Here is an 11,782-nt window from a genome sequence, read left to right on the forward strand (position 1 = left end):
TGACCCGCCTCACCTACCGATTGTTCGGTCGTCGGCACATTTTGGCTACAGGCCCCTCCAGGCTGTGGACAAACGGTTCTCCACAGCCTGGAATGAACGCAGGACGTCCACGGCGAGGAGGCGGGGGGACATGGCAGCTGAACAATTGGCCGACGGACCGCAGGACGGCGTCCCGCTGCCGCCCCCGCGTCCGCTCGACGCGATCGATCAGGACATCCTGAGAATCCTGCAGGCGGACGGCCGCGCCTCGATACGGTCGGTCGCCGAACGTGTCCACGTCTCGCGCGCCAACGCGTACGCGCGCATCAACCGGCTCGTCGAGGACGGGGTGATCCGCGGCTTCGGCGCGCGCGTGGACCACGAGCGGGCGGGGCACGGCACCTCGGCGTACATCACGCTGAAGATCGTCCAGAACACCTGGCGCACGGTCCGCGAGCAGCTCAGGCAGCTGCCCGGTGCCTCCCACATCGCCCTCGTGGGCGGCGACTTCGACGTGCTGCTGCTGGTGCACACGCCCGACAACAGGGCGCTGCGCGAGCTGGTGCTCACCCGGCTCCAGGCGATCCCCGAGGTGCTCAGCACGCGCACGCTGCTGGTGTTCGAGGAGGAGGACCTGGAGCCGGAGGCGTAAAGGGGTGCGCCGGAGGCGTGATCTTCGGTGCCCGGTGTCAGTCCTGACGCAGGCCGGAGAAGACGAGCCGGACCACCGCGTCGGCCACCTCGCGGTCGCCGGCCCCGCTCGGGTCCGGCCGGTACCACTCCACGATCGAGTTGATCATCCCGAAGACCAGCCGGGTGGCCAGGCGGACCTCGACGTCGCCGCGCACGTCGCCGTCGGCGGCAGCGGCCTTCAGCAGTTCGGCGACCCGGTGGTCGAAGTCGCGCCGCCGCTCCAGCGCCCAGCGCTCGGTCTCGGTGTTGCCGCGTACACGCAGCAGCAGTGTGACGTAGGGCAGCTCGCCTATCAGCACCTCGACCATGCGGCGCACGACGTGCTCCAGCCGGTCGACGGGCCGCCCCACGCGCGCGTGCTCCTCGTCCAGGATGGCGAACAGACCGTCCAGGGCGCGGCTGACGGCCCGGCGCAGCAGCTCCTCCTTGCCGCTGACGTGGTGGTAGATCGACGACTTGGAGATCCCGGCCGCCTTGGACAGGTGCTCCATGGAGGTGCCGTCGTAGCCGCGCTCGTTGAAGACCCGCACGGCGACGGACAGGAGCGTCTCCGGGGTGTACGTGTCGCGTCTGGCCGTGGTCATGAGGCGCCCTCCCGCTTGTCGACGGCGTATGCGTGGCGGTAGAGCGCGAGCGAGGGCGCGTAGCGTCCGGACGCGTCGCGCTCGTGCATCTCGTCCAGGACGTCGATCGCGAAGTCACGGCCGAGCCTGCGGTCCCACTCGAACGGGCCGAGCGGGTAGTTGACCCCGAGGCGCATGGCCGTGTCGATGTCCTCCTCGGTGGCCACGCCCTTGGCGACGGCGTCGTGGGCGAGGTCGATGATCCGGGCGACGGTGCGCGCGACGATCATGCCGGGGACGTCGCCGATGACGCTGACGTCCTTGCCGAGCGCCTGGAACAGGCCGGTGGCCTCGGTGAGGGTCCGCGGCGAGGTGTCGTGGCCGGCGGACAGGGCGATGCGGGTGGCCGTGCGGTAGTCGAGGGCGAGGTCGAAGTAGACGACGTCCCGGAACTCCACGGAGGTCTGACCGTCGGCGAGGACCAGCTGGCCGCCGCCGGGCAGCACCAGGCGCGTGCCGTTGTCCTCGTCCTCCTCGCGGACCTGGATGCCCGCCTCCCGGATCAGCGCGAGCAGTTCGGCGGCGGGGCCGAGGTCACCCTCGGCGACGACGTACGCGGGCGGCTGCTCCTTGTCGGCGGTGTGCGGTTCGGCCCGCTCGGCGCCCTCGGCGTAGTCGTACCAGCCGTGCCCGCTCTTGCGGCCGAGGCGGCCGGACTCCACCAGCCTGCGCTGTGCGAGGGAGGGCGTGAAGCGCACGTCCTGGAAGAAGGACTGCCACACCGAGTGCGTCACCGACTCGTTGACGTCCTGTCCGATCAGGTCGGTCAGCTCGAAGGCGCCCATCTTGAAGCCGCCGGAACCGCGCAGCACCGCGTCGATGGTGGCGGGGTCGGCCGCCTGGGCCTCGTAGACGGCGAACGCCTCGGCGTAGAAGGGCCGGGCGATCCGGTTGACGATGAAGCCCGGGGTGTCCGCGCAGGCCACCGGGGTCTTGCCCCAGGCGCGGGCGGTCTCGTACGCGCGCGTGGCCGACGTGACGTCGGTGGCGAACCCGGAGACGACCTCGACGAGCGGCAGCAGCGGGGCCGGGTTGAAGAAGTGCAGGCCGACGAAGCGGCCGGGATGGCGCAGGGCGCCGCCGATGGCCGTCACCGACAGCGAGGAGGTGTTGGTGGCGAGCAGGCAGTCCTCGGCGACGATGTCCTCCAGTTCGCCGAAAAGCTGCTGTTTGACGTGCAGCCGCTCCAGGACCGCCTCCACGACCAGCGCGCAGTCGGCCAGCTCGGTGAGGCTGTCCACGGGCTTCAGTCGGTCGTGGGCGGCGTCCCGCTGGGCGGCGCCGAGCTTGCCCTTGGCGACGAGCCGGTCGAGGCGGGCGCCGATCTCTTCGGCCGCGTCCCGGGCGCGCCCGGCGACGGCGTCGTAGAGCCGCACCGGGTGGCCGGCGACCAGCGCGACCTGGGCGATGCCCTGGCCCATGGTGCCGGTGCCGACGACGGCCACGGGGCTGCTGAGGTCGAGTGCTGTCATGTGCGCGATCCTCCCGCACGGGGTTTTCCACAGATGCGGCGGTCCCCCTTGTCCCGACCGATCGTTCGGTTACTCTAGCTCTGACCGTCTCATCCCGCTGCTCTTTCTGCCAGGCCGTGAACTCGACGAAGAGTTCCCCAGACGAGGAGTTGGTCCCGCATGGCCGCCGAACTGTCCGTGCCCGATCTGATCGCGAAGCACCGGCCCACCCTGGACCAGGCGCTGGAAGCGATCCGTACGCGCGCGTACTGGTCCCCGCACCCCGAGCACCCGAAGGCCTACGGCGAGAACGGCAGCCTGGACGCGGCAGCCGGCAAGGCCGCGTTCGACGCCGTACTGAACACCCGCCTGGACCTCGGCCAGCCCGGCACGGACGACTGGACGGGCGGCGAGGTCTCGCCGTACGGCATCGAGCTGGGCGTTACGTACCCGCACGCGGACGCGGACGTGCTGCTGCCCGCGATGAAGGCCGGTCAGCGCGCCTGGCGGGACGCCGGCCCGGAGACGCGCGCGGTGGTCTGTCTGGAGATCCTCAAGCGGATCAGCGACCGGACGCACGAGTTCGCGCACGTCGTCATGCACACCAGCGGCCAGGCCTTCATGATGGCGTTCCAGGCGGGCGGCCCGCACGCCCAGGACCGCGGCCTGGAGGCGGTGGCCTACGCGTACGCGGAGCAGGTCCGCACACCGGACGCGGCCGAGTGGACCAAGCCCCAGGGCAAGAAGGACCCGCTGGCCCTCACCAAGCGGTTCACGCCGGTGCCGCGCGGCATCGCCCTGCTCATCGGCTGCAACACCTTCCCGACCTGGAACGGCTTCCCGGGCCTGTTCGCCTCCCTCGCCACCGGCAACGCGGTCCTGGTCAAGCCCCACCCGCGCGCGGTGCTGCCGCTCGCCCTCACTGTCCAGGTCGCCCGGGACGTGCTGGCCGGAGCCGGCTTCGACCCGAACCTGGTGGCGCTGGCCGCCGAGCGCCCCGGCGAGGGCATCGCCAAGACCCTGGCCACCCGCCCCGAGATCCGGATCATCGACTACACCGGCTCGACGTCCTTCGGCGACTGGCTGGAGGCCAACGCCCGCCAGGCGCAGGTCTACACGGAGAAGGCCGGCGTCAACACGGTGCTCGTGCACTCCACGGACAACTACAAGGGCATGCTGGCCAACCTGGCGTTCTCGCTGTCCCTGTACAGCGGCCAGATGTGCACCACCCCGCAGAACCTGCTCGTTCCCCGCGACGGCATCCGCACCGACGAGGGCTCCAAGACCTTCGACGAGGTCACCGCCGACCTCGCCCGCGCGATCGACGGCCTCCTCGGCGACGACGCGCGCGCGAACGCCCTGCTGGGCGCGATCGTCAACCCGGACGTCAAGGCCCGTCTGGAAGCCGCGGCCGGCCTCGGCGAAGTCGCCCTCGCCTCCCGGGAGATCACCAACCCGGACTTCCCGGACGCGGTCGTGCGCACCCCCGTCATCGTCAAGCTGGACGGCGCCAAGCCTGACGACCAGGCCGCCTACATGAGCGAGTGCTTCGGCCCCGTCTCCTTCGCCGTCGCGGTCGACTCGGCCGCAGACGCCGTGGAGCTGCTGCGCCGTACGGTCCGCGAGAAGGGCGCGATGACGGTCGGCGCCTACACCACCGACCCCGAGGTCGAGCGGGCCGTCGAGGAGGCCTGCCTGGAGGAGGCGGCCCAGCTGTCCCTCAACCTGACCGGCGGGGTGTACGTCAACCAGACCGCCGCCTTCTCCGACTTCCACGGCTCGGGCGGCAACCCTGCGGCGAACGCCGCCCTCACCGACGGCGCGTTCGTGGCCAGCCGGTTCCGGGTCGTCGAGGTGCGCCGGGAGGCCTAGGAAGAGGCCCGGGAGTCCGTGGATGCGCCCCCGGTGACGCTCCAGTGGTACAGCGTCATCGCCACGCTGGTGGCCAGGTTGTAGCTGGAGACCTGGGGGCGCATCGGCAGGGACAGCAGATGATCGGCACGCGCGCGCAGTGCGACGGACAGTCCGCTGCGCTCGGAACCGAAGGCGAGGACGGCGTCGTCCGGCAGCTTCACGCCCCGGATGTCGTCACCCTCGGGATCCAGCGCGAACACCGGCCCCGGGGGCAGCTCGTCGACGCCGAGGCGCTCCACGGCGGTCGCGAAGTGCAGCCCGGCGCCGCCACGCACCACGGTGGGGTGCCACGGGTCGAGCGGGCCCGTGGTGACCACCCCGGTCGCCCCGAAACCGGCGGCCAGCCGGATCACGGCACCGGCGTTGCCGAGGTTGCGGGGGTTGTCCAGGACCACGACGGGCGCGGTGCGCGGGGTGCGGGCGAGCGTGCGCAGATTGGCCTCGCGGGACGGCCGTACGGCGAGCGCGGCCACCCCGGTCGGGTGGGGCCGCGGCACGAGCGAGGCGTACGTCTGCGCGGGCACCTCGGTGAGCAGCGCGTCCAGCGCGTCCCGCACGTCCCCGGCCAGCTCCCCGGCCAGCGCGAGCGCGGCCGCCCGGTCGGTGGTGACCGCCACCGGCACCTCGGCCCCGAAGCGCAGCGCATGCTTCAGGGCGTGGAAGCCGTCGAGCAGCACAGCACTGCCGGCGTGCTCGCGCCAGCGGGTCAGCGGGTCGGTCATGCGATGAACCCTACGCGGCCCCCACGGCCCCCTACACGACCTCGACGACCCTACTCGGCCCCCACCCGGCCCATGGCGACCTGCTCGTCCTCCTCCGCTGAGCGCGGTTCGGGCACCGTACGCACCCCGCGCCGCACGACCCGCACACGCGCGCGTGCCGTCAGCGCGCCCAGCCGGCGCAGGAAGGACGTCGGCAGGAAGACCGCGTCCGTGGTGATCATCGCCAGCGAGAAGAACGGCAGGCCGAGGACGACCGCGATCACCGAGTGCTCGATCATCAGCAGCACCAGCAGGACGTTCTTGACCCGCCGGTTGAACAGGGTGAACGGAAAGGCGACCTGCACCATGACCGTCCCATAGGCCACGACCATCATGATCGTGCCGCTGGAGGACATCAGATCGGCGAGACCGGGCCACGGCGAGAAGTAGTCCAGGTGGAGCGGGTAGTAGACGGCCGTGCCGTCCTGCCAGCGCGAGCCCTGGATCTTGTACCAGCCCGCCGTCGCGTAGATCAGGCACGCCTCCGCCATGATCACGACCAGGGCACCGTTGTGCAGGATGTTGGCGACGACGTCCAGCAGGATCTTCGGGTCCCGCGCCTTCGCCCAGCGGTCAACGGCCCACCACAGGGCGAGTCCCACCAGGGCCGTCCACAGCAGCGCGGGGATCAGCCAGCCGTTGTCGAACCGGCCGGTGACCGTCGCGAGCACGAGCGCCAGGCCCAGCACCGCCCACAGGACCGGTCCGACCCGGTCGGCGGGAACCCGCTCCCCACGCGCGCGTGCCGCCTCTGCCCGCTCCGCCCGCCGCGCGTCCAGCGACCACACCTGACCGCAGCGCGTGAACACGAGATAGAAGGACATCAGGTGCAGGACGTTGTCGCCGCCGTCGCCGACGAAGACACTGCGGTTCTGCAGCGACAGCACGCCCACCATGAACAGCACGGACGCCGTCCGGGTCCGCCAGCCGAGCAGCAGCGCGGCGCTGGCGAGGAGCGCCAGCAGATAGAAGCACTCGAACCAGAGCTGTGTGTCGGACCAGAGCAGGGCCGTGAAGGCGTGATTGTCGGCGGTCAGCGCCCTGGCGAGGTTCCAGCCCCACGGCCCGGTGGGGCCGTACAGCTCCTGCCGGTTCGGGAACTCGCGCAGCAGGAACAGCAGCCAGGTCCCGGCGAACCCGATGCGGATCACGGCGCTCTGGTACGGCCCGAGCGCGGACCCGGTGACCCGGGCGATCCCACGCGAGAGAGTCAGGGAGAGACGGTTCACCGCACACCCCCGGCGGCCTCGTCGGCGGTCACGGTCCACCAGGGAAGCAGGCGGTAGACGGGCTGGTCGGACACGCGCTCAGGGCTCCACTTCGGCGGCTGCACATTGGTCGTGCTGGAGCGGACCTGCACCCGCTGTATGACGCCCAGCTTGTCCGGCGGATCGTTCCGGTACAGCCGCATCACCACGATCCGACGCAGGTACTGCTCGGACAGGGAGCCCCGCATGCCCACGGGCCGGTTGTCGACGCCGTGCGTGGCGGTGAAGAAGTCCCAGGCCCGGCGCAGCTCGTTCTGCTGCGTGTGGCTGGGCGCCAGGTTGCCGTCGATGGCGGCGCCGTCCTGGGCGGACAGATCGATCCACCCGGTGGTGCGCAGCTCCCCGTCCTTCGTCCGCGTCTCGGCGCGCACCTGGACGGCGATGTTCTGCTGGAGCGGATTCGGGGCGAACAGCTTCCAGTTCTGCTCGAACTCCGGGTACACCCACTCCTCGACCGCCTTGCCGTGCTGCTTCGTCACCGTGTTCGCCGGGGCGAGGCTGAGGAACACCATCAGCAGATGCACACAGGCGGCCACCCCGACCACGGCGAGCGCCAGCGCCGCGCCGACCTGGTAGCGGGGGGAGAGGGCAGCCACACCGGCACGGGGCTCGGCGGGCGGCGACGCGGGGACGTCAGGCCGACCGGCCGTGCCTGTCCGGTCGGGTCCGGTAGCCATGCCTGTCCGGTCGGGGTCCTCAGGCCCGGCAGCCATGCCTGTCCGGTCGGGGTCCTCAGGCCCGGCAGCCATGCCTGTCCGGTCGGGGCCCTCAGGCCCGGCAGCCATGCCCGGCCGGGGGTAGGCGTCCGGGGCCGTCCGGGCCGACGCACCTCGACCGTCACCCCGGTCGTTCCCTTCCCGGCCTCCGGCGTCGTAGGCCGAAGGTTCGTCCGGGAGACGCGCCCCGGCCGGCCCGCCGGGGCCCGACCGGGCCCCCGGGTCCTCGTCGTACGCGTCCATGTCCGTCCCGTCCCCCGTCTCGGCTCGGTCGTCTCGGTTCCGTCGTTCGGTTCCGTGGCCGGCGCGGCGGCCGGCTCGGTGCGGCGGCGCGCCCTTGCCCAGCGCCACACGATTCACCCACGCCACTGTGCGGCGTCCGCACGGAACGGTACTCAGAGCCGGCCACCGGGCGCAGCCCCGGGTACGGGCCGACCTCGTGGTCCTCACCACGCCGCAGGGCACCGGAATCCGGCCGTACCCGGCCGTACCGACCTCCGCCAGGGTTGTCCACAGGCCGGCCGCCGGAGTTTTCCACAGCGGTTGACACCCCACATCGGCCCGGCACACCATTGATGTCACACGGACCGAACGATCGGTCGGGACAGAGTCCACCGCAGAGCCCGAGGTCAGGGGGACCGCAATGGCCACAGCAGCCGCCGCGCAGCGCACGGCCCGCACGGAGGCGGACGGCACGCCGGACACCGTCGACACGACGGCCTACCAGCGCGTCTTCGACGCGGCCGTGGCCGCCGACGAGCGCATCGAACCACGCGACTGGATGCCTGACGCCTACCGCGCGACCCTGGTCCGGCAGATCGCCCAGCACGCGCACTCCGAGATCATCGGCATGCAGCCGGAGGCCAACTGGATCACCCGCGCCCCCAGCCTGCGCCGCAAGGCCATCCTGATGGCCAAGGTCCAGGACGAGGCCGGCCACGGGCTGTACCTGTACAGCGCGGCCGAGACCCTCGGCACCAGCCGCGAGGAGCTGCTCGACAAGCTGCACAGCGGCCGCCAGAAGTACTCCTCGATCTTCAACTACCCGACCCTGACCTGGGCCGACGTCGGCGCGATCGGCTGGCTGGTGGACGGCGCCGCGATCACCAACCAGGTCCCGCTGTGCCGCTGCTCCTACGGCCCGTACGCGCGCGCCATGGTGCGGATCTGCAAGGAGGAGTCCTTCCACCAGCGCCAGGGCTACGAACTGCTGCTGGCCCTCAGCAAGGGCACCGCGGAACAGCACGCGATGGCGCAGGACGCGGTGAACCGCTGGTGGTGGCCCTCCCTGATGATGTTCGGCCCGCCCGACGACGAGTCCCAGCACTCCGCACAGTCCATGGAGTGGAAGATCAAGCGCCACTCCAACGACGAGCTGCGCCAGCGCTTCGTCGACATCTGCGTCCCCCAGGCCGAATCCCTGGGCCTCGCCCTCCCCGACCCTGACCTGCGGTGGAACGAGGAGCGGGGGCACTACGACTTCGGCCCGATCGACTGGACGGAGTTCTGGGACGTCCTCAAGGGCAACGGCCCGTGCAACGAGCAGCGGATCACCCAGCGCAGACGCGCCCACGACGAGGGCGCCTGGGTACGGGAAGCGGCGGCGGCCTACGCGGCCAAGCACAGCACCGGACGTGCCGACACCACCGGCGAGACCGGCCACGAGACAGAAGCGGAGCGAGCATGAGCACCACCGACTGGCCCCTGTGGGAGGTCTTCGTGCGCTCCCGGCGCGGCCTCTCCCACACCCACGCCGGCAGCCTGCACGCCCCGGACGCCGAGCTGGCCCTGCGCAACGCCCGAGACCTGTACACCCGGCGCGGCGAAGGCGTCTCCATCTGGGTCGTCCCGGCCGCCGCGATCACCGCGTCCTCGCCGGACGAGAAGGACCCGTTCTTCGAACCGGCCGCCGACAAGCCCTACCGCCACCCGACCTTCTACGAGATCCCGGACGGGGTGAAGCACCTGTGACCGCCACCCCCGCCACCGTCCCGGTGACCGCCGCGCTCGCCCTCGGCGACGACGCCCTGGTGCTCTCCCACCGGCTGGGGGAGTGGGCCGGCCACGCCCCCGTACTGGAGGAGGAGGTCGCCCTCGCCAACATCGCCCTCGACCTCCTCGGCCAGGCCCGGGTGCTGCTGTCACTGGCCGGCGACGAGGACGAACTGGCCTTCCTGCGCGAGGAGCGGTCCTTCCGCAACCTCCAGCTGGTGGAACAGCCGGGTGGCGACTTCGCGCACACCATCGCCCGCCAGCTGTACTTCTCCACCTACCAGCACCTGCTCTACGCCGAACTCGCCGCCGGGGACGGACCGTTCGCCCCCCTCGCCGCGAAGGCCGTGAAGGAGGTGGCCTACCACCGCGACCACGCCGAGCAGTGGACCCTCAGACTGGGCGACGGCACGGAGACGAGCCACGAGCGGATGCGGCGGGCGTGCGACGCGCTGTGGCGGTTCACCGGCGAGATGTTCCAGCCGGTGGAAGGCCTGGACACCGTCGACTGGCCGGAGCTGGAGGCCCGGTGGCTCCAGTCCGTCACCGACGTCCTCGGCCGGGCCACGCTCCCCCTCCCCGAAGGACCGCGCACCGGCGCCTGGTCGGCGGGCGCCGGCCGGCAGGGCCTGCACACCGAGCCGTTCGGGCGGATGCTCGCCGAGATGCAGCATCTGCACCGCAGCCACCCGGGGGCGACATGGTGACCGCCACCGCCCTGGAGGCGGAACTGCTGGAGCTGGCCGGCTCGGTGCCCGACCCCGAGCTGCCCGTGCTCACCCTGCGGGAGCTCGGCGTCCTGCGCGCGGTGCATGTCGGGGACGGCGACACGGTCGAGGTCGACCTGACCCCCACCTACACCGGCTGCCCCGCCATCGAGGCGATGACCCTCGACATCGAACGGATCCTGCGCGCCCACGGCATACGCGAGGTCACGGTCCGCACGGTCCTCGCACCCACCTGGTCCACCGACGACATCACCCCCGAAGGCCGGCGCAAACTCCGGGAGTTCGGCATAGCTCCCCCGCGAGTCCGCGCCGACTCCGGCCCGGTGCCGCTCGCACTCGGCCCGACCCGCACGATCGCGGCGGAGCGCGCGGAGGATCCGGACCCGGTCCGCTGCCCGCACTGCGGCTCCGCCGAGACGGAGCTGCTGAGCAGGTTCTCCTCCACCGCCTGCAAGGCGCTGCGCCGCTGTCTGTCCTGCCGTGAACCGTTCGACCACTTCAAGGAGTTGTGATGGCACGCTTCCACCCGCTCCAGGTGGCCGCGGTCGACCGGATCACCGACGACGCCGTCGCCCTCACCTTCACCGTCCCGCCCGCACTACGCGAGGAGTACCGGCACGCAGCCGGCCAGCACCTCGCGCTGCGCCGGAGCGTCGACGGCACGGAGGTCCGGCGCACGTACTCGATCTGCTCCCCCGCCCCCGACCCGGCCGGCGCGGGCCCGGACACCCTGCGGGTCGGCGTGCGGATGGTGGAGGGCGGCGCCTTCTCGGCCTACGCGCTGAAGGAGATCAACGTCGGCGACGAGCTGGACGTGATGACCCCGGCCGGCCGCTTCACCCTGGACCCGGCGCCGGGGCTGTACGCGGCGATCGTCGGCGGCAGCGGCATCACCCCGGTGCTGTCCATCGTCTCCACGCTGCTGGCCCGCGAGCCGGCGGCCCGGTTCTGCCTGATACGCGGTGACCGTACGGCGGCCTCGACGATGTTCCTGGAGGAGGTCGCCGACCTGAAGGACCGCTACCCGGAGCGCTTCCAGCTGGTGACCGTCCTCTCCCGGGAGGAGCAGCAGGCGGGCCTGCCGTCCGGCCGGCTCGACCGGGACCGCCTGACCGGACTGCTGCCCGCGCTGCTGCCGGTCGACCAGGTCGCGGGGTGGTTCCTGTGCGGGCCGTACGGACTGGTGCAGGGCGCGGAGCAGGCGCTGCGCAAGCTCGACGTGGACCGCTCCCGCATCCACCAGGAGATCTTCCACGTGGACGCCGGATCGCCCCCGCCCGCCCCGGCCCAGGCCCCGGCGCACAGCACGGTCACCGCCCGTCTCGACGGCCGCGGGGGCAGCTGGCCGGTGCGCGACGGCGAGACCCTGCTGGAGACGGTCCTGCGCAACCGCCCGGACGCGCCCTACGCCTGCAAAGGCGGAGTCTGCGGCACCTGCCGTGCCTTCCTGGTCTCCGGCGAGGTCCGCATGGACCGCAACTTCGCCCTGGAGACGGAGGAGACGGAGGCCGGCTATGTCCTGGCCTGCCAGTCGCATCCGCTGACGGAACAGGTGGAACTGGACTTCGACCGCTGAGGGCTGCACGAGAGAGAAGCTGCACGAGAGGAGCTGCACGACAGAAGAACACCAGCCCCCGTTCCCTTCCCCGTTCCCTTC

12 protein-coding genes are annotated in these 11,782 nt (G+C 71.8%); 7 read left to right on the top strand and 5 right to left on the bottom strand.

Annotated elements, in window-relative coordinates; genetic code table 11:
- Positions 1 to 130 precede the first annotated feature (130 nt).
- Positions 131 to 631: an Lrp/AsnC family transcriptional regulator gene (locus tag LE548_RS30890; RefSeq protein WP_225100274.1), complete on the top strand. Its 501-nt coding sequence runs from the start codon at positions 131 to 133 to the stop codon at positions 629 to 631.
- A 37-nt stretch (positions 632 to 668) separates the two neighbouring features.
- On the opposite strand, the gene LE548_RS30895 is transcribed toward LE548_RS30890, so the two are convergent.
- A complete protein-coding gene (locus LE548_RS30895; RefSeq protein ID WP_225100276.1) occupies positions 669 to 1,256 on the bottom strand; it encodes a TetR/AcrR family transcriptional regulator in 588 nt (195 codons plus the stop codon).
- Positions 1,253 to 2,767, bottom strand: a complete 1,515-nt coding sequence (locus LE548_RS30900) for a 3-hydroxyacyl-CoA dehydrogenase (RefSeq protein WP_225100277.1) — start codon at positions 2,765 to 2,767, stop codon at positions 1,253 to 1,255. Before LE548_RS30900 ends, LE548_RS30895 begins: the two co-directional genes overlap by 4 nt.
- 159 nt (positions 2,768 to 2,926) lie before the next feature.
- On the opposite strand from LE548_RS30900, the gene paaN reads away from it, so the two are divergent.
- A complete protein-coding gene (gene paaN, locus LE548_RS30905) occupies positions 2,927 to 4,618 on the top strand; it encodes a phenylacetic acid degradation protein PaaN (RefSeq protein ID WP_225100279.1) in 1,692 nt (563 codons plus the stop codon).
- Here paaN and LE548_RS30910 read toward each other — a convergent pair.
- The 3 genes from LE548_RS30910 to LE548_RS30920 are packed head-to-tail and all read right to left on the bottom strand — an operon-like array spanning position 4,615 to position 7,648.
- The gene (locus LE548_RS30910) at positions 4,615 to 5,382 is read right to left on the bottom strand and encodes an RNA methyltransferase (RefSeq protein WP_225100280.1); all 768 of its coding nucleotides are present in this window, start codon (positions 5,380 to 5,382) and stop codon (positions 4,615 to 4,617) included. The two genes, paaN and LE548_RS30910, sit on opposite strands and share 4 nt — an antisense overlap.
- A 50-nt stretch (positions 5,383 to 5,432) precedes the next feature.
- Positions 5,433 to 6,650: an HTTM domain-containing protein gene (locus LE548_RS30915; RefSeq protein WP_225100282.1), complete on the bottom strand. Its 1,218-nt coding sequence runs from the start codon at positions 6,648 to 6,650 to the stop codon at positions 5,433 to 5,435.
- Entirely contained in the window at positions 6,647 to 7,648 is a 1,002-nt protein-coding gene (locus LE548_RS30920) for a DUF5819 family protein (RefSeq protein WP_225100283.1), read from the bottom strand. The genes LE548_RS30915 and LE548_RS30920 overlap by 4 nt, the downstream gene beginning before the upstream one ends.
- Before the next feature lie 400 nt (positions 7,649 to 8,048).
- Between LE548_RS30920 and paaA the strand changes: the two genes are divergently transcribed.
- Genes paaA through LE548_RS30945 form a run of 5 tightly spaced genes read left to right on the top strand, consistent with a single transcriptional unit; the run spans position 8,049 to position 11,701 of the window.
- Complete coding sequence (gene paaA, locus LE548_RS30925; RefSeq protein ID WP_225100284.1) at positions 8,049 to 9,092, top strand: 1,2-phenylacetyl-CoA epoxidase subunit PaaA; 1,044 nt, start codon at positions 8,049 to 8,051, stop codon at positions 9,090 to 9,092.
- Positions 9,089 to 9,376, top strand: coding sequence for a 1,2-phenylacetyl-CoA epoxidase subunit PaaB (gene paaB, locus LE548_RS30930; RefSeq protein WP_225100285.1), 288 nt, complete (start codon positions 9,089 to 9,091; stop codon positions 9,374 to 9,376). Before paaA ends, paaB begins: the two co-directional genes overlap by 4 nt.
- Positions 9,373 to 10,104: a 1,2-phenylacetyl-CoA epoxidase subunit PaaC gene (gene paaC / locus LE548_RS30935; protein WP_225100286.1), complete on the top strand. Its 732-nt coding sequence runs from the start codon at positions 9,373 to 9,375 to the stop codon at positions 10,102 to 10,104. Before paaB ends, paaC begins: the two co-directional genes overlap by 4 nt.
- Complete coding sequence (gene paaD / locus LE548_RS30940; RefSeq protein WP_225100287.1) at positions 10,098 to 10,637, top strand: 1,2-phenylacetyl-CoA epoxidase subunit PaaD; 540 nt, start codon at positions 10,098 to 10,100, stop codon at positions 10,635 to 10,637. Before paaC ends, paaD begins: the two co-directional genes overlap by 7 nt.
- On the top strand, positions 10,637 to 11,701 hold the full coding sequence (locus LE548_RS30945; RefSeq protein WP_225100288.1) for a 2Fe-2S iron-sulfur cluster-binding protein: 1,065 nt from the start codon (positions 10,637 to 10,639) through the stop codon (positions 11,699 to 11,701). The genes paaD and LE548_RS30945 overlap by 1 nt, the downstream gene beginning before the upstream one ends.
- Positions 11,702 to 11,782: the final 81 nt, after the last annotated feature.

The organism is Streptomyces sp. CoH27 (assembly GCF_020181035.1).
Lineage (GTDB): Bacteria > Actinomycetota > Actinomycetes > Streptomycetales > Streptomycetaceae > Streptomyces > Streptomyces camelliae.